This window comes from Methylotenera sp. N17 (genome assembly GCF_000799155.1).
In the GTDB taxonomy this organism is placed as follows: Bacteria; Pseudomonadota; Gammaproteobacteria; order Burkholderiales; family Methylophilaceae; genus Methylophilus.
The window spans coordinates 273,507-292,496 of the sequence record NZ_JUGE01000001.1 but is presented as its reverse complement, the minus strand read 5'-3'; the positions used below and the strand labels follow the sequence as shown (position 1 = coordinate 292,496).

At 45.4% G+C, this 18,990-nt stretch carries 16 protein-coding genes and 1 tRNA gene; 2 read left to right on the top strand and 15 right to left on the bottom strand.

Annotated features, from left to right (window positions below; all coding sequences use genetic code 11):
• Positions 1–8: 8 nt before the first annotated feature.
• The 6 genes from FG11_RS01495 to rplU all read right to left on the bottom strand — a co-directional run bounded on the left by FG11_RS01495 (position 9) and on the right by rplU (position 4,559).
• Positions 9–1,169, bottom strand: coding sequence for a 5-(carboxyamino)imidazole ribonucleotide synthase (locus FG11_RS01495; protein ID WP_047532708.1), 1,161 nt, complete (start codon positions 1,167–1,169; stop codon positions 9–11).
• Positions 1,166–1,666 (bottom strand): 5-(carboxyamino)imidazole ribonucleotide mutase, encoded by a 501-nt coding sequence (gene purE, locus FG11_RS01490; protein ID WP_025223796.1) that lies wholly within the window; start codon positions 1,664–1,666, stop codon positions 1,166–1,168. Before purE ends, FG11_RS01495 begins: the two co-directional genes overlap by 4 nt.
• 60 nt (positions 1,667–1,726) lie before the next feature.
• Entirely contained in the window at positions 1,727–2,857 is a 1,131-nt protein-coding gene (proB, locus tag FG11_RS01485) for a glutamate 5-kinase (protein WP_025223795.1), read from the bottom strand.
• On the bottom strand, positions 2,823–3,899 hold the full coding sequence (gene cgtA / locus FG11_RS01480) for an Obg family GTPase CgtA (RefSeq protein WP_020183863.1): 1,077 nt from the start codon (positions 3,897–3,899) through the stop codon (positions 2,823–2,825). Before cgtA ends, proB begins: the two co-directional genes overlap by 35 nt.
• A gap of 63 nt (positions 3,900–3,962) precedes the next feature.
• Positions 3,963–4,220, bottom strand: coding sequence for a 50S ribosomal protein L27 (rpmA, locus tag FG11_RS01475; protein WP_020183862.1), 258 nt, complete (start codon positions 4,218–4,220; stop codon positions 3,963–3,965).
• Between the two features lie 24 nt (positions 4,221–4,244).
• Positions 4,245–4,559: a 50S ribosomal protein L21 gene (gene rplU / locus FG11_RS01470; protein WP_020183861.1), complete on the bottom strand. Its 315-nt coding sequence runs from the start codon at positions 4,557–4,559 to the stop codon at positions 4,245–4,247.
• Between the two features lie 333 nt (positions 4,560–4,892).
• On the opposite strand from rplU, the gene FG11_RS01465 reads away from it, so the two are divergent.
• Positions 4,893–5,825 (top strand): DMT family transporter, encoded by a 933-nt coding sequence (locus tag FG11_RS01465; RefSeq protein ID WP_052184894.1) that lies wholly within the window; start codon positions 4,893–4,895, stop codon positions 5,823–5,825.
• Positions 5,826–5,962: 137 nt separating this feature from the next.
• Here FG11_RS01465 and FG11_RS01460 read toward each other — a convergent pair whose 3' ends face one another.
• From FG11_RS01460 to ffh, 5 genes are all read right to left on the bottom strand, one after another.
• Positions 5,963–9,754, bottom strand: a complete 3,792-nt coding sequence (locus FG11_RS01460) for a TonB-dependent receptor domain-containing protein (protein WP_047532706.1) — start codon at positions 9,752–9,754, stop codon at positions 5,963–5,965.
• Between the two features lie 87 nt (positions 9,755–9,841).
• Positions 9,842–10,816 carry a FecR family protein gene (locus FG11_RS01455; protein WP_047532704.1) on the bottom strand — a complete coding sequence of 325 codons (975 nt, stop codon included), beginning with the start codon at positions 10,814–10,816 and terminating at the stop codon, positions 9,842–9,844.
• A complete protein-coding gene (locus tag FG11_RS01450; RefSeq protein ID WP_020183857.1) occupies positions 10,816–11,319 on the bottom strand; it encodes an RNA polymerase sigma factor in 504 nt (167 codons plus the stop codon). The genes FG11_RS01455 and FG11_RS01450 overlap by 1 nt, the downstream gene beginning before the upstream one ends.
• Positions 11,320–11,561: 242 nt before the next feature.
• Positions 11,562–11,637 (bottom strand) — tRNA-Lys (locus FG11_RS01445).
• Positions 11,638–11,801: 164 nt separating this feature from the next.
• Positions 11,802–13,166, bottom strand: coding sequence for a signal recognition particle protein (gene ffh / locus FG11_RS01440; protein WP_025223791.1), 1,365 nt, complete (start codon positions 13,164–13,166; stop codon positions 11,802–11,804).
• A 78-nt stretch (positions 13,167–13,244) separates the two neighbouring features.
• On the opposite strand from ffh, the gene FG11_RS01435 reads away from it, so the two are divergent.
• Complete coding sequence (locus tag FG11_RS01435; protein ID WP_025223790.1) at positions 13,245–14,066, top strand: cytochrome C assembly family protein; 822 nt, start codon at positions 13,245–13,247, stop codon at positions 14,064–14,066.
• A 1-nt stretch (position 14,067) separates the two neighbouring features.
• Here FG11_RS01435 and FG11_RS01430 read toward each other — a convergent pair whose 3' ends face one another.
• The 4 genes from FG11_RS01430 to FG11_RS01415 form a co-directional block, all read right to left on the bottom strand.
• Complete coding sequence (locus FG11_RS01430) at positions 14,068–15,267, bottom strand: DUF2235 domain-containing protein (RefSeq protein ID WP_052184893.1); 1,200 nt, start codon at positions 15,265–15,267, stop codon at positions 14,068–14,070.
• 100 nt (positions 15,268–15,367) lie between these two features.
• Positions 15,368–16,042, bottom strand: coding sequence for an HAD family hydrolase (locus FG11_RS01425; RefSeq protein ID WP_047532702.1), 675 nt, complete (start codon positions 16,040–16,042; stop codon positions 15,368–15,370).
• The gene (gene yedA / locus FG11_RS01420) at positions 16,039–16,914 is read right to left on the bottom strand and encodes a drug/metabolite exporter YedA (RefSeq protein ID WP_047532699.1); all 876 of its coding nucleotides are present in this window, start codon (positions 16,912–16,914) and stop codon (positions 16,039–16,041) included. Before yedA ends, FG11_RS01425 begins: the two co-directional genes overlap by 4 nt.
• A gap of 158 nt (positions 16,915–17,072) precedes the next feature.
• The gene (locus tag FG11_RS01415) at positions 17,073–18,629 is read right to left on the bottom strand and encodes a 2-isopropylmalate synthase (protein ID WP_047532697.1); all 1,557 of its coding nucleotides are present in this window, start codon (positions 18,627–18,629) and stop codon (positions 17,073–17,075) included.
• Positions 18,630–18,990 lie beyond the last annotated feature (361 nt).

Below are 18,990 nucleotides of genomic sequence, written 5' to 3'. Positions count from 1 at the left end.
AGAATGTGTTAAACCCCGATATGTAATTCGCCACGTGCAATCCTTGCCACGTTCAATACTGCTTCTTTGTCTTTGCCAATCACCGTAAAATGCCCCATTTTTCTAGCCTTACGCGGCTCATGTTTGCCATATAGATGTAATTTTAGGTTGGGGTGTGCAAACGCTTTATGCCAATCTGGATTTTTACCATCCACCCAGCTATCCCCTAGAATATTGACCATGACAGCCTCACTATGCAGATGCGCATCACCCAACGGCAAACCGGCTGTTACACGTACTTGCTGTTCAAACTGATTGGTCACACAAGCATCAATGGTGTAATGCCCAGAATTATGCGGACGCGGCGCAATCTCATTGACCAGCAACTGTGTGCCCACCACAAAAAACTCTACACCTAGTACGCCCACATAATTTAGCTCTTTGGCCAGTTTTTTGGCTAACTCTTGCGCATTCGCTTTAATCACTTCGGAGCAACGCGCAGGCACAATACTCACATCTAAAATACCATTTAAATGGCTATTTTCAGCGGTTGGGAAAGCAGCGATATTGCCATGCACATCGCGCGCCAGCACTACAGATACTTCCAAATCCAGCAGCAGCATATGTTCCAATACACATACCTCCTGTTTAAAAGAGGCAAATGCAGCTAATGCTTCTGCTTGATTTTTGACACGCGCTTGGCCTTTGCCATCGTAGCCAAAGCGCGCGACTTTCAATATCGCAGGGTAGATCGCATCACCATCGGCCGGCAAGTCAGCTACCTGTTGGATGACCACAAACGGCGCTACGGGCAAACCCGCATCACGGATAAAGTTTTTTTCCAGCACGCGGTTTTGTGCAATTGCCACAGACTGTGCGCTTGGGTGCACGGTGGTTGCTTGCGCTAACTGCTCTAGTGTAGTCGCTGGTACATTTTCAAACTCTGTAGTCACCGCCTGGCAAGTGTCAGCCATTTGCTTAAGCGCATGAGCATCATCATAATTCGCACACAAATGCACATCGGCAATGTTGCCTGCTGGGCTATTTTGATCTGGATCCAGCACGGTCACTTGGTAGCCCATCTCGTGTGCTGCAATCACAAAAAAGCGGCCCAACTGACCGCCACCTAACATACCCAACATAGCCGGTGGGTTAATCACGCCTGTTTTTTTAACTTCTACTGACTTCATGGTTGGTCATTTAACTCCATTGCATGTACTTTTTCTGATTGCTTTGCTCTAAACTGCGCTAACTTGCCGGCCAAAGTTGCGTCATGATTGGCCAACATAGAAATCGCAAATAAGCCTGCATTGGCTGCACCGGCATCACCAATCGCAAAAGTTGCAACCGGAATACCTTTTGGCATTTGTACGATAGAGAGTAAAGAATCCTGCCCTTGTAAATGTTTGGATGGTACGGGTACGCCTAACACGGGTAAAGTCGTTTTGGCTGCAACCATTCCTGGCAAGTGCGCAGCACCACCAGCACCAGCAATAATCACCTGATAGCCCAAACCGGCTGCATTTTCTGCAAAAGTAAACATCAAGTCTGGTGTGCGATGTGCAGACACGACTTTGGCCACATACGGCACCCCAAAATCAGCCAACATTTGCGCAGCATTTTTCATCACTGGCCAATCGCTGTCTGAGCCCATAATGATGGCTACTAATGCTTGTTTATTATCCATATTGTTCCTTAATCAGGAGGCTTTCATGCTTTATCGAAATCAATCAAAAGTTTATTCTTGCTAAAGTACGACTAAGTTATCACGATGAATGAGTTCAGATTCTTCTACATAGCCCAAAATCTGTTCAATCTCATGGCTTGGTTTGCGCTTGATGCGCGCTACTTCTTGTGAATTATAATTCACGATCCCGCGGGCCAGCTCTACACCATCACCGTTCACACAAGCCACCACATCACCGCGCTCAAACGTACCCTGTACATCTACAACGCCAATGGCTAGCAAGCTCTTACCTTCTTTAGTCAGCACAGTTGCAGCACCAGCATCTAATATCAACTTACCGCCTAAACGCAGATGATCAGCCAACCATTGTTTTTTAGCTACAATCTTCATCTGCCCAGCTTCCAGATGTGTACCAATAGCCTCCCCAGCACTCAAACGCACCAGCACATTAGGCTCTCTACCAGAGGCAATGACGGTATGTGCACCGCTATTTGCTGCACGTTTAGCGGCCAGTATCTTGGTGAGCATGCCACCGGTACCGACACTACTGCCTGCACCGCCCGCCATTTGCTCTAACAGTGGATTGCCCGCCATTTCAAAATTGACAAACATTGCATTACTGTCTTTACGTGGATCAGCAGAATACAGCCCTTGTTGATCGGTCAATATTACCAGCGCATCAGCCTCAATTAAGTTGGCAACCAAAGCCCCTAAGGTATCGTTATCACCGAAACGAATTTCCTCAGTCACGACCGTGTCATTTTCATTAATAATCGGAATCACTTTTAGCGCTAGCAGCGTTTTAAGCGTACTACGCGCATTTAAATAACGTTTGCGATCACTTAAATCCTCGTGCGTGAGCAAGATTTGCGCAGTATGCAGACCATGTTGTGCAAAGCAGCTCTCATACATTTGCACCAAGCCCATTTGGCCGACTGCCGCCGCAGCTTGCAGCTCATTCACTTCTACTGGGCGCTTTTTCCAACCAAGCCTTTGCATCCCTTCTGCAACCGCGCCGCTAGACACCAACACCACATGCTTACCCTGCTTGATCAATACGCTAATTTGCTCAGCCCAAGCAGCAATTGCATTGCGATCCAAACCCTCACCATTATTGGTGACAAGGCTAGACCCCACTTTTACAATCAGTGTTTTGCTATTCTGAAGTAACGATACTTTGGATACTTGCATTGCTTTTGATTTCTTCGTCTTGTTCTAGTTGTTGTACGCGTACTTGCTCCAAGTGTTCCATGATGGCATAAGTGAGCTCTTTACAACCGACACCACTAATGGCGGAAATCGAAAACACGCGACCTTCCCAGCCATAGGCTTTTACAAAATCGGCAACCACCTGTTTTGCGTCTGGCACCATGTCTATTTTGTTTAACACCAACCAGCGAGGCTTGTTATACAAGTCTTCGTCGTATTTTTTCAGCTCATTGACAATGGCTTTAGCCTCATCAACTGGACTGACCGCATCATCAAAAGGCGCGATATCGACCAAATGTAGCAATAAGGACGTACGCGCTAAGTGGCGCAGAAACTGGTGCCCCAAGCCTGCGCCCTCAGCAGCGCCTTCAATCAATCCAGGCACATCCGCAATCACAAAACTACGGTTTGCATCCACGCGTACCACACCCAAGTTAGGGTGCAAGGTCGTAAATGGGTAATCAGCCACTTTAGGCTTTGCAGCAGAGACTGAACGAATAAACGTCGATTTACCTGCATTCGGCATACCTAACAAGCCCACATCCGCCAATACTTTAAGCTCTAAATACAGTTCAAATGATTCGCCCGGCTCGCCTTTGGTACATTGGCGTGGTGAACGGTTAATACTGGATTTGAAGTGGACGTTACCCAAGCCGTTGGCACCACCTTTGGCCAGCAGCACTTCTTGTCCATGCACATTTAGATCGACAAACATATTGCCAGTGGCTTTGTCAGAGATCACCGTACCGACTGGCACACGTAAAATCGTATCCTCACCCTTGGCGCCATAGCACTCTGCACCACGACCATTCTCACCGCGCTGTGCACGGAAAGTACGTGTGTAGCGATAATCTACAAGTGTGTTGATGTTGCGGTCAGCAACCACATAAATAGAGCCGCCTTTACCACCATCGCCTCCGTTGGGGCCACCCATCGGCTCATATTTCTCACGGCGAAACGTTGCAACACCGTTACCGCCGTCCCCAGCGTAGACTTTAATGGTTGCTTCGTCGATAAATTTCATAATTAGAGTGTACCAAATAAAAAAGCCTCATCAAACGATGAGGCTTTGCAAAATCAAACAAACTTAAACTGCAACGATACTAACAGTGTGGCGTTTTAACGCGCCTTTTACTGCAAAAGTGACTTTACCGTCGATTTTTGCGAAAAGTGTATGGTCTTTACCCATGCCTACGTTTTCACCGGCATGCATTCTTGTACCGCGCTGACGCACGATAATGCTACCTGCAGAAACTACTGTTTCACCGAATGCTTTAACGCCTAAACGTTTAGCCTGTGAGTCGCGACCGTTACGTGAACTACCGCCTGCTTTTTTGTGTGCCATGTCGAGTCCTTATTTCTAAACTGCTTATTTAGCAGCAATCGTATCAATTTGAATTTCTGTAAAACTTTGGCGATGGCCTTGTGTTTTACGATAATGTTTACGACGGCGGAATTTGAAAATCATCACTTTATCAGCACGGCCGTGTGAAACTACTGTTGCGTTTACTTTCGCGCCAGCAACTAACGGAGCACCAATGGTGGTTTTTTCGCCATCTGCAATCAACAACACTTTGTCGATGACTACTTTGCTACCCACGTCACCCACTAATTTTTCAACTTTTAGCTTGTCACCAGCAGCCACTTTGTATTGCTTGCCGCCTGTTTTAATTACTGCGTACATAATAAAGCCTTAAACATCATCTTTTAGAGAACTGGGCATTATACGCAATTCACTACAGAATGCAAATCTCAATTGCATTTTTAGCACATTATTTTACGGCTTGTTTGCTGACATCTACAGTTTGACACTCTAGCATTTAAAGGTAGAATTATTGGCATGTCTATCAGCACTCAAGTTGTCAGCAAACAATATCGTCAGGCCCTATGGCTACTGGCCGTTTCCACTCGCGACAACTGCTGTTTTTCTTAGTATTTTAAACAAGCAACCGCGAGCCTCTCCGCGGTTGGTGAACACAAGACCTCTGCAGAGATGGCCCGCAAAAGAAGGGGCTACATGCACAACAACACCATCACGTCAAAAAATAATCAGGCACTCATAGGCGCTTCCTTCGTATTCATCTCGGCAATTGCATTTTCTACCAAAGCAATTTTTATCAAACTGGCTTACCAATATCCCGTAGACGCCGTCACCTTGCTCGCATTAAGAATGTTACTTGCGACACCATTTTTTATAGTGATGGCAGTGATTGCAACTAAAAACAATACCTCCTCCTCACGCTTGAGCATGAATGACTGGGGTTCCCTGTTTGCATTGGGCTTAGGCGGAATGTACTTATCATCCCTGTTCGATTTCATTGGCTTAAGCTACGTATCCGCTGGCACAGAGCGCACCATCCTTTTCCTTTATCCCACATTTGTCGTCATCATTACTGCGCTACTGGCGAAGAGACCCATAGGTAAACGCGAAATATTGGCGCTAGCGCTAAGCTACGCTGGAATCATCTTGATTGCTATGCATGACATTTCATTTAGCAGTACCAGCACCACCGTGCTAGGGGCTGGGTTTATATTACTCAGTGCATTGACATACGCCTGCTACTTGGTAGGAAGTAGCAACATGCTTCATAAGATTGGCACGCAGCGATTTACCGCATATACGATGATTATTGCTTGCACTGCCTGTGTCACCCACTTTGCCCTCACACATTCGGTGGCCTCGTTAAAACTGCCTATGGGTGTATATCAATTAGGGCTGGGAATGGCAATTGTGTCCACAATACTTCCAGTGATCTTGCTCAATGCTGGCATACGGAGAGTAGGCAGCAGCAAAGCATCGCTCATTGGTAGTATAGGACCGGTTTCCACCATATTACTGGCTGCTATATTTCTTGGTGAGCCCGTGACCTTCAATCAGATAATTGGCACTGCTTTAGTATTGGCTGGAGTTCTGTCTATCTCGCTACCAACCCAACAGCAGGAGAATTAACGCCAGACTAGGTAGAAATGAAAAACGGGTTCCATTACTGGAACCCGTTTAAATTTTGGTAGGGTGTGAAGAAGGTAACTCATAACAAATATACTAACCATCCACCACTTCCACCATTAAACCATCCCTCAACTTAATTATAATGCATCCGGTTTAAACTGATAACTCAACGTAAAAAAGGCTGATCTCGGTGCACCTAACCCCAAAAAGCTGGCACCTTCCCACTCCGTACTGTTGTAGTTAAAACCGCTTGTTCCGATCGCACCGTTGATTGATGGAGAAAATGCATTCAAACCCAAGCGTCCGGCACTGGCATACTTTTTATCAAACAGATTGTTAATTAATAAGCCGAAAGTCCACTCCGGGCTTAGCTTATAGCTGGTTTGAAAATTAAACACAGTGTAACCAGGTGTTTTACCCCCTCTGTAATTCGCATGCGGCACTTCACATGCAACTTGAGTTGTAGTCCCGGTGTTTGGATCAAATAAATTACACAGGGCTATAGTTGGGGGAACAGGTCCTGCCTTATGTTTGTTATTTTCATTGCCACGTACAAACGCACTAGAATGCGTAACGGCGTTTAACCCAACCGCCCACTTATCCGTTAACTCATAGCTAAAATTAGCATTTAGGTTATGAAGTGGTATGCCTGGCATTCGGTTGCCAGATTTAACTTTAATTTTTTGATAATCGCTTACATATACCAATTTCCCATCAATAACTTTATAGTCATTGCCAGCAAGATTAGTGGGGTCTGGAATAACCGTGCCGGCCGAGCTGTTATAAGGACTATCTAGTCTAAAGGCTGATTGAAAGGTGGCATCGGTAAGCGCATAATTCAAACCGAAACTAGCTTTACCTATTTTGCCTTTAAACCCCATCTCTATACCTTGTCGACGGGTATCTCCGATATTCTGGAAGAAACTTCGACTTGGTGCCACGCTGACAAAATAGATATCGTCTTGCAAATCAGTACGGTAAACGCTGGCATTCCACTCTATATAGCGAGTCCAACTCCCTCTTGCACCTACCTCAAAAGTTTCCGAACGCACTTGTTTTAAATAGGGGTCACCTGCCATGGTGCTTGGTAAGTTGCAATTGCGCCTTTGCACAATAGAACGCTCTTGATAGACTTGCTCACCATTGACAAGCGCGCCTTCAACTGGGATCAACGTATCATCAAGGGCACAACCCAACTCAATTACTGTAGGCGTTCTAGCACCACGATTCCAATTGCTATATATATTTAAAGCTTCGGTAGCTTGCCAAGTGGCACCTAATGCAGGGTTAAATGAGCGATAGTGAAATGTTTCCCTCGCATCACCTACTAAAGAGCGATTCCTAAAATCCTCATTACCTATAGGACTAATTAGATTTTCTGTTGGAATACCTGTTGGGCATTCTGTACCTTCAACCACGCCATTATTGTTAGTATCTGTACACAACGTGAAAGCGTCCAAGATATTAAAAAAAGTGCCAGCACCTGCACTTGATGAGCGGTTAACAGCTAGTAGATTACTAATAGTTGTGTAGTTGTAGCGGGCAGCGGCAGTTATGTTCAAGTTTTTAATAGGTGCCCATGTTTCACTTGCATACAAGCTTTTTGTGATGGAATCTCCCTTAAAATCATTTAAGCTAATCGCATGATCTTTGTCGCGCGCGTAAAACTCATACCCTAATTGGTCTGGTGCGGCGGCACCATTGCGCTTACTATCCAAAAGGCCTAAATACTCAGCACTTTTATAACTAGCGTCAGCTTTATTTATAGCGCCCCCCACCATAAACTTATGTTGGTCTAGGTTCCAATTAAGCTGCAGAGAACCCCCTGTACCTATCTGGTCAATTTGAGTATTAGTGATTAATGCAGTAGGCGTACCATCTATATAACCTGGATTCACTCCTCGTGTTCCTGTATAAATATCTGCTTGTCCACCATCTCTGGCAATTGGAATAAAATCACCCGGCACCGTTGGGCTAGGCTGGAGCACGGCTACTCCATAAGGAACACCTCCGACGAATAGCTGTCTATAGCTTGGGTCTAGTATTGCTAGATTTGCCACATCCAATATTGCAAGTTCGTGATAAAAACCAACAGCATCCGTATAGTTGGCACCTTGAATGCTATTAGAATTTGGGTTAGGTTTAAATTGATTGGCTGTAAATCCATTTGATGGATGCAATCCACCATATGCTTGTGGGTCTACGGTAGAAGACGTAATTGCGTCAAGCGCTTTTCTTTTCCAAACACCCAGCGCAAATTGGTAAAACTGATCTGATAATGCACCATTGAATACACCAGGTTGAGTTGAAGCGGTAAATTCAAATGGACTTTGCCTTGGATCGTAAGTCCAATTTAATATATTACCTGGTACGACTGGATTTCCGAATCCATCATTTGCAGGGGCGACCTCGGCCTGTGCTGCAAGGGGGTTACCAAAAGCATCCAGTGCTCTAGTACCAAAATCTGTGCCAATCGCTAAATTATTGATACAAGGATCATTGGGATCAAAGCATACATTGCCGTTTTTATCTAAAGGATTGCCATTAATGTCTGCTGCAACGTTATATGCCACATTATTGTAATCTGGCAGACCATCTTTATTAATATCTTGAAAACCTGCTAGCACCTGCCTACCAGTGGCTCTATCAGTTGCATATCCTTCAAAATCATTATTAACATCTGTAGAACGAGATTTACGCTTACTATTTCGATGGTAAACCATGCCCGAAATGTTAAAGGTGTCTGAAACATCCCAAATGCCACTCAATTGAAACTGCAATAGATCGTTCTTGCTTTCGTCAGGCGAAGTGTAAACCTGACTACGGTTTTCAGCCGCCATTTGTTCTGGCAACAAGCCATTGCCAGTAAGTTTATTACCCGCATATAGCATGGATAAGCCTAAGCGAGCACGCTCATTCTGCCACTCCGCCTTACCAAATACCTGATTGACTTTACTCGGTGAATTATCACGCCAGCCATCTTCTAGAAAAAAGTTGCCAGAAGCAAAACCGGCAATCACTCCGTTATTACCACCCGCAGATATTTGCAGTTGTTTGCGCCCATATGAGCCTGCAAGCACTTCTGCATCTAAACTCTTTCCGTCGAATCCGCTTTTGGTACGCATGGTTAGTGCCCCACCCAGCGTGCCTAACCCAAATATAGGATTGGAACCAGGAAAAATATCCAAACTACTTAGTGCATTCATTGGAATCATGTCCCAATTGACAACATCACCAAAGGGCTCATTGACTCGAATACCATCCAAAAATACTGAAATGCCCTGTGCAGTACCTAATTGAGGAGATGCTGTGAACCCACGATAGTTAACATCCATTTGAAAGGGATTGCCTTGGTAATCATTCACACTGACCGACTGCAACTTACTATTCATTAAGTCCGCAATACTGAGCGAATGCGATTCTTTAATTTCTTTTGCAGTGATGCTTTGTACGTTACCGGGGATCTCCTCTTTGGTGAGGCCTAAGCCTGGCAACGGCCCAACATCATAAGAACGCTTGGCACGGACACTGATTTGATCAAGCTGAAGTGTTTTATCTGTAGTATCTGCTACTTGCTGAATATAAATAGTGGTTTCGTTGAGTTTTGCCTCTAGCCCAGAGTTACCCAGTAGCTTTTGCAGCGCCTCTTTTCTAGTCATGACTCCCTTGATGGCTGGTGCATTTTTACCAGAGGTCAAAGCGTCATTAAACGTGATATTCACCCCCATGGCGGCACTCAATACTTTGAGCGCTGAGGCTAAGGGCTGACTAGGTTGATTAACCGTAACCGGTAAATTTAATATCGCTTGAGACTCGCTGGGGAGTTTTGTATTTAGCGTTGCGGCATTTGCGATAGAGAGCGTAAAACCAGCAGTGCTAATACTGGCGATAGCTACGATTGCACGCACAGTTGGGCGAGTAGATTTCAAGGAATTGCCTTTCAGAAAAATCGGTTCTTATTGGCTTGATGTTTGAAAATGCAAAACCCTGATATTGGTATCAAAAAATTTTAAATATTATTCCTTTGCTTGAATAACGCGTTGCGTTGCAGCATTCACCACTTTAACGTTGGCAATTTTTGGGAGCGTATCTATAAACACTTCCATATCTTTAACTTCTATAATTGCACTGATCTTTTCATGGGGCGTGCCTTGCGCAATGACCTTCGTTGCGCGATATCGAGAGAGCACTTCTGCAATCTCATATATATCTGATTGATTAAACACAATTAAGCCATCTACAAATTTAAAATAATCATTTGCTTGTGTATTCTTACGCTGAATAGGTTGATGTTTTGGTACCTCGGCAACCTGCCCATTGCCAAGCAAAACCGTGCTTAGCGAATCTTTAGATTCCACGCGCACTTGACCATGATCCACGCTGACGCGCACAAAGTTATCTAGTTTGTTTACAGCAAAACGAGTGCCCAGCACTGTTATTTTGGCCGTATCCGTTTCAACAATAAATGGTCGCTGGGTATCTTTTGTTACCTCAAAGATGGCTTCTCCTTGATTTAACTGCACATGGCGTTGATGGCGATAATAGGCTACATCCATACTGCTACTTGCATTAAGGGTTACCTGTGTTCCATCCTCAAAAGTTTTGGTGGTAAGTTGCGATGCAGTGGTTTGTGCTGCAAGCTGCAGAGTGGGAGAAGTTTGCCATTCTTTATATTGCTGCTGACCGACCACCCCCCCCACAAGCATCACTAAACAAGTACCGAGTACGGCTGCCGCATTTTTGACTTTTTTTACGCGTTTATCTTTACCAATAAAATGGGCCACCTCTTTAGCATGCACCATTGCCTTTAGTTCTGCAATTGAGTCTATATCATCCCAACTTTGGCTGAAGCTTGCGTACTCTTGTTGATGCAACGGACTTTGTAGCAGCCAAGCTTCAAACTGTGTGCGCTCGGGGGCATCTGGCTCTGCCTCTTGCATACGAATAAACCAACGCGCAGCTGTTGTTCTTAATTTAGTTTGCTTACTCATCAGCTAAGCAATTGCTCTCTAGCAGAGCGAATATCTAATAAAGCACGAATAAGATGACGCTCTACCATATTCAAACTGATACCAAGATTGACTGCAATCTGCTTTTGACTGAGACCTTCGATTTTAAAAAGAATAAATGCTTCACGACAGCGCGGTGGAAGATCTTGAATAATTTGGTTTAACAACATGAGTCGCTGTTTTATATCCGCCAAGTGCTCTGGAGATGGAACACTCGCCTCTTCAAACTCGATAGAATCTAAATAATTTTGTGAGCGTGTGTCTTTACGGTACTTTTCAACCACCAAATGCTGAACGATTGTGCGTAAGTATGCGTGCGGCTCTTGCAATCGGCTAGGGTTGCTGGATAAAGCAAAACACAAAAAACCGTCATGTAGTATATCTTTTGCATGATGCTTGCATTGCGTTTTTCTGGCGATACTGGGCAATAGCGTTTTATATGCCCATAGCAAATCCACACCGCACCAATATAACTTGTTATCCATACTTGAATAACTGCAATTAAAGTGCCAACCCTAGATGCGTATAATCACTTGATTTTTATACATCCACTATTTTCAATTGGCTGACTTTAGCCAAGGCTGGTTTATTTCAGCCATTTATTGGCTATTGACTGACTTTTTGGCCATTTATATATACAGCTAGATTCAAAAGCTTGCGAACTACAATCAAGTAGCATTCATCAGAAATGAAAAACGGGTTCCATTACTGGAACCCGTTTAAATTTTGGTAGGGTGTGCGGGGATCGAACCCACGACAAACGGATTAAAAGTCCGCTGCTCTACCAGCTGAGCTAACACCCCATTTTGGTACTTTGCTTTTGAGTTGTTGCCCAAAAATGCAAGACCGCGATTATGCGTTAAAGAGGCTACCTGGTCAATGGCTGTTTTCGCTTTTTGTCACATTTTCTGTGTAAATCGTATATTTTTTAATATTTGCAGAAATTCTGCACGCGCTAGAAATGGCATTAGCGCATCCCCGGGAACTTGCCGCCCATCAATCCGCCCATGCCACGCATCATTTTTGCCATGCCACCTTTGCTGAACATCTTCATCATTTTTTGCGTTTCTTCAAACTGGTTCAACAAACGGTTCACTTCTTGCACTTGCACACCGCTACCGGCTGCAATGCGCTTTTTGCGCGTGGCCTTAATCAGCTCCGGCTTGCGACGCTCCAACGGCGTCATGCTATTAATAATACCTTCTATACGACGCAAAGACTTATCCGCATCTTCGTTATTCACTTTTTGTGCCATGCCTGCTAATTGCGCTGGCATCTTATCCATCAACGCACCCATGCCGCCCATCTTACGCATTTGCATCATCTGACTTTTAAAGTCTTCTAAATCAAACTTACTGCCGGACTTAATCTTATCGGCGACTTTTTGCGCCTCGGCCATGTCCACATTTTTATGTGCTTGCTCAATTAGCCCAAGCACGTCACCCATACCCAAGATACGCCCCGCCATACGTTCGGGATGGAATGGCTCTAGCCCATCGACCTTTTCACTGACGCCAATAAACTTAATCGGCTTGCCCGTCACGTGACGTACGGACAATGCAGCACCACCGCGTGCATCACCATCCAGTTTGGTCAGCACCACACCGGTCAACGGTAAGGTTTCGCCAAAGGCTTTGGCAGTGTTGATGGCGTCTTGTCCCTGCATCGCATCGACCACAAACAAAGTCTCTGTTGGATTCAGTTGTGAATGTAAGGCTTTGATTTCCGCCATCATGACTTCATCAATACCCAATCGGCCTGCCGTATCAAAAATGACGACTTCGTAGTAGTTCTTTTTGGCGTACTCTAGTGTCTGCGCTGCAATCTCACTCGGTTTCTGCTGCGCATTGCTGTCAAAGCAATCTACTTCTAATTGTTTGGCAAGCGTTTGTAGTTGGGTGATGGCTGCGGGACGATAGACGTCGGCACTGGCCAGCAGCACTTTCTTTTTCTGCTCTTTCAGCAATTTAGCCAGTTTGGCAGATGTAGTGGTTTTACCGGAGCCCTGTAAGCCCGCCATTAAAATAATCACCGGCGGCACCGCAGATAAATTGAGCGGCGTATTGGCTTTGCCCATCAACTCGGTCAGCTCTTCGTTCACCACCTCAATCACCGCTTGACCAGGTGTCAAGCTTTGCAATACCTCACGCCCTTGCGCACGCGCTTTCACTTTGGCAACAAAATCTTTCACCACGGGCAACGCGACGTCTGCCTCTAACAAGGCCATGCGTACTTCGCGCATCGCATCCGCGATATTTTCTTCGGTTAAGCGCGCTTGACCACGCAGGTTTTTAATCACACCCTGAAGACGACCCGTTAAGTTTTCTAACATATCTATAGTTACCTTATTGAAGAGCAGTAATTTTACATCATGCTATGCGTTTATCGCGACTTTTGCCATAATTGCACCATGCATCAATACATTCCTTATCTTGTCGTCGCATTCATTTATATTGCCGTAGCGGCTGATTTTTGGCGTTCTGCCAAATCCAGTTTAGATATGAGCGCCAGCGCCAGTTCACACAGCCTACATAGCGCCATGATTGCGCTGGGGTTGATGCTGCATGGTTACTTGTTGTACCGCGATATATTTGCAGTAGGTGGGTTCAACCTAGGGTTTTATTACGCACTCTCTGCCATTCTTTGGCTCACGGTGCTGATTTACTGGATAGCAGATTTGAAACATGCGCTGCATAGCCTACAGGCTTTTGTGTTACCGCCAGCAGCAATATTTGTATTGTTACCCGCATTTGCTATCGAAAACTATTACCTACCGACTGCAGAAGCGAATTTATTTATGGCGCACATTGCGATTGCCATCCTCGCCTATAGCTTATTTACGTTTGCGGCGCTGCATGCATTACTCATGACCATTGCAGAACGCACCTTGCACAAACAACCCACACTGATCAAACTCCCCAGCTTTCCACCGCTCATTGTGATGGATAGTCTGCTGTTTAAAGTCATTAAGTTGGGCTTTGTATTGCTTACTATTACGCTCATCAGTGGCATGCTGTTTTCAGAGCAAGTGTTTGGTAAACCGCTGCAATGGAATCACAAAACCATCTTCTCGATTGCCTCTTGGTTAATTTACGCTTGGCTACTCTATGGGCGTTACCGTTATGGATGGCGCGGAAAGACCGCTATACGCTGGACGCTATTTGGCTTTGTACTCTTGCTATTGGCTTACGTCGGCAGCCGTTTCGTACTCCACATATTGCTCGGAAGATAAGCTAAACCGGCGGCCAATTGGTTGGATCGTATGGCCTGACATCATAATCTTTATTATGCTCATCGTCTCGTCGGTGCACCACATTGCCAGCCCCCTTGCGCTGCTTGATTGAAGCATGTGCTTCGATTTGGCTCGCCAGTCTAAATTGACGGATGTATTTCGCCAGATTATGGAGCTCTTGGTGTGCAGGCGCTTTAAAATTAGGCTGTAGTTTTGTATTGTAGTTTGGGGCAAATAGCGCGGGAGAGCCAATCAGCAAAGGCGCTTGGGTCAACTGTGTGGCCATCCATTCCAATGCAATGTCTGACAAACCTGTTTCTGTATACCCACCACCCACATCGGCATGCCCGCCGATAAATACACGTTGCAACACATTACCACCCGCATTCCAAAGCGTAGGTTTGAATAGCTCGCGCTTTTCGTCTAACGCAATCGCATGCAAACCTAATCGCACTTTTTTACTGAGTACTTCATCTGCAAACCTAAAGGCATCGACCAATTCTTTATTCTGTATATTGAATTTGGGTATTCCCATCGCGCCAACCGTATCCCAGACAGCCACACTGGCAATGTGATCCACCGCAATAAAATCATCGGATGAAAGATGCGGGTTAAATACACTCTTTACCAAAGACCATAAGCCTTTGTTCAATACGGCCGTCATCAAGTCAGCCAATAAATCCTCATCTTTGACTTTGACCGTATTGCGATAATAAAACCAAGCATCTGTGGCGGCTTGATACGATTCCTGGCTACCGCTTTTGAATGATGTTTTGAGTAAGCCTTGTGTGGCGATCATGCCTGCAAGTGCGCGTGCAGTATAGGCGCCACGGCTAAAGCCAATGATAAAAATATGATCGCCCGGTTGATAGTTTCTAGAGATATATGTGTAGCCGCGCACAATGCGCTGCACGACACCGGCGCCGAATGCGCCGCTGAATAGCTTTTTGATAATATTGGCTGAATTACCAACGCCGTTGATGTATTTGGCAACCTGCAACGTGCTACCGTCTGCAGCCTTCAGCACTTTCTCGCCTTCGACAATCTCTGGCGGATCACCCCGTAAAAACTCACTCCCCCCGACAATGTCACCCGCCAATAACTGATAGAGCTTTAATACATTGGTGGCATCATCATTCTTTGCATCTTGGCCTGCGTTATTCCAAGTGCCATCTGCGCAGAAAACAATATTCTTAGCCATACACCCTCCGCAATTGTGAATCGTGAAGTACTGATAATGCGAAGCCTAGGGCTAATTATCGTAAAACACAAGCACCTAAATTGGAGGGACTAGATTACATTTAGTCTCTTAAGCTGATATGTGGCCACTGGTGAGCATTGGCATACTCAGTCAACGTTGGGTCTGCATCTACCGCCACCGGATTCGTCACCAATTGCATGAGCGGTAAATCGTTATGTGAATCACTGTAAAAATAGCTGATAGGAAAATCCTTCAGTTGTTTACCACGCTCGGTTAACCATTGATTTAAGCGCGTAACTTTACCTGCCTGAAAACTAGGCATGCCACTCACCCCACCCGTATATTCACCATTCACCATTTCAGGATCTGTACCTATCAGATGCTCAATACCGTAGGCGGTTGCAATCGGCTTAGTGACAAAGCTATTGGTGGCAGTAATCACCAAGCATAAATCACCTTTGGCTTTGTGCGCATCCACCAATGCTTTTGCTTTATCAGTCATCATCGGACGAATGACTTTTTCCATATACTTAAGGTGCAGTTTATCCAAAAATGTTTTGGGGTGCTGCGACAAAGGCTGTAACTGGAATTTCAAAAATGCATAAATATCCAAACACCCGTTTTTGTAATCGACATAAAATTGCTCGTTACGATCATGATGCGTTTTGGCGTCCAGCAAACCTTCTTCTATTAAAAACAAACTCCAGTTGTAGTCACTATCGCCTGCCAGCAGGGTGTTGTCTAAATCAAATAAGGCTAAATTCTGTGTGGTCATACTTCTTTATTCTCTGTGGTTAATACTAAAAACACGCCAACTAAAATTACGGCTAGCGCGACATATTCATTGTGGGTGACTTGCTCATCGGCCAGCCAAATACCCAGTGCAAATGCCACCACTGGATTCACAAATGTATTGCTGCTGGCAACTAATGGGCGCACGGTCTTAAGCAAGTATTGATAAGCACTGTAAGCCACTAACGAACCTAATACGATTAAAAACAATATAGCGCCCCAAGACTTCACACTAATGGTTTGAGGCCAAGTCTCACCAGTGTAAGTACTCGCCAACATCAAGGCAACACCACCGGCCAACATCTGACAGCCTGCGCCCATCAAACCTTTAGGCATGGCCAAATGCTTACCCCAGACCGATCCGAATGACCACGTTGCAGCAGCAAAAATTAACAATAGCGCGCTAGTAATATCACCGTGCAAACTACCGCCAATATTCAATAACACAATACCTAGCACCCCAATGGCGATGCCTAGCCACTCGCGCCCTGTAATTTTATGCCCCCAGAACGAAGAGAATATTGCCATCCAAATGGGGGCGGTGGCAATGGCAAGCGCCGCCACGCTGGAGCTGACGGTTTGTTGTACATAACACACCGTACCGTTGCCAAGGGCTGGCAATAAAATACCGACGATAGTCGCACCCAGCCATTCTTGGCGCGTTGGATTTGGGCTACCCAAACAACGCATGACGATATACATGATGATCCCGGCCAGCGTAAAGCGAATGCCACCCATCAAAAATGGCGGAAAACTTTCAATGCCAAAACGGATGGCGAGATAAGTCGACCCCCAAATAAAATAGGTGCAGAACAGTGCGGCAACGATCAACAATGTTTGATTTTTACTAGACATAGTCACGCATTTTTAGAGTCATGAAAAATGCAAGCAACATGGCGTCAACCATGCTAGCTTGCACCTGACCAAAGTGAGAAAAGCCAAGCGGATGACAACAAGCGAGACCGTAGCTACACAATCGGCACTCGCCATAGATCAGTCGCTCAGCATGCTGATTAAACCTGTGGATTCAATTTCTCAGATTTAGCATAAAGTTTATTTAAGCCATTTAAGTAAGCCTTGGCAGAAGCCACCACGATATCGGTATCGGCACCCTGTCCATTGACAATACGGCCGCCCTTAGCCAAACGTACCGTCACTTCACCTTGCGCATCCGTGCCGCTGGTAATGTTGTTCACAGAGTAAAGCAATAACTCAGCTTCGCTATTCACAATTTTCTCAATGGCTTTAAAGGTTGCATCCACTGGCCCACCACCGTTGGATTCAGAGCGTTTCTCAGCCCCCTCTTCCGACAAAGTGATTAACGCATGCGGCGTTTCACCAGTTTGCGAAGCCACTTGTAAGTATACTAATTTGTAGCTTTCTGAAGCTTCATGTACAAACTCATCGCTTACTAAGGCATGTAAGTCTTCGTCAAAAATCTCAGATTTTTTATCTGCTAAATCTTTAAAGCGAGCAAACGCTGCATTTAACGCATCTTCACTCGATAACTCAATGCCTAACTCTTTCAAGCGCGTTCTAAACGCATTACGGCCAGACAATTTACCTAATGTTAATTTGTTGGCATTCCAGCCTACGTCTTCAGCACGCATAATTTCATAGGTTTCGCGGTGTTTTAACACGCCATCTTGGTGAATACCACTTTCGTGTGCAAACGCATTGGCGCCCACAATCGCTTTGTTCGGCTGTACCGGATAACCGGTGATGGTTGAAACCAATTTACTTGCAGGCACAATTTGTGTGGTATCGATACGTGTAGTTAAGTTGAAGATATCACTGCGTGTTTTAATCGCCATGACCACTTCTTCCAAGCTGGCATTCCCCGCACGTTCGCCTAAGCCATTGATGGTACATTCCACTTGGCGTGCACCATTCATCACGGCAGCCAAAGAGTTAGCTACGGCCATGCCTAAGTCATTGTGACAATGCGTCGACCACACCACTTTATCGCTATTCTTCACGCGTTGAATCAACGTCGCCATGCGCTCACCCCATACGGCTGGGATGCTATAGCCCACAGTATCAGGCACATTAATGGTTTTAGCGCCGGCTTCGATCACTGCATCAAACACACGCACTAAGAAATTGATATCTGAACGCACTGCATCTTCGGCAGAGAACTCTACATCATGCGTATATTCCAACGCCCATTTCACCGCTTGCACCGCACGTGCTAACACTTGCTCCTCCGTCATACGGAGTTTGTTCTCCATGTGGATTTTGCTGGTCGCAATAAAGGTATGGATACGGCCATTTTTTTCCGTGTGCTGCATGGCGGGTTGAATCGCTTCTCCGGCGCGGCGCACGTCATTCTCACTCGCACGTGCTAATGAGCACACTTTGGATTTAGTAATTAAGCCAGCAATGGTATGGATAGCATCAAAATCACCAGGACTTGCAGCGGCAAAGCCTGCTTCAATCACATCAACACCCAACTTTTCCAATTGGCGCGCAATACGGATTTTCTCCTCTTTGGTCATGGCAGCGCCTGGGCTTTGTTCGCCATCACGTAAGGTAGTGTCAAAAATAATAATTTGGTTTTGGTCTTTCATACAGGATTCCTAATCAGTTGCAGCGATTTTACTCGCAATGCAAAAAAACTTCGAGTTTAAGTCACGCGTTTTATCGGCGCGGACACGGAAATACTTAGAGATTTTGGGTTGGTTTTAGTGTGCGCTTGCGCGCAGCAGCAAAGCTGGGTGTAGCGCGTTTATACGGCGCAGCAGAGTAACTGACAGGTGTGCTAAATGAAATTCAGTTGCAGCAGGCGAAACAGTACAAGCGGCCAAGGCGGCTGCCTGAGAAATCACTGTTTGATCTGTGCTTGGATTGAACATGGATTAACTATAACTGACTTTGCGCAGAACTTCAATCATAAAAATCATGAAATCCGCGTGGCCGACAAGACCACTG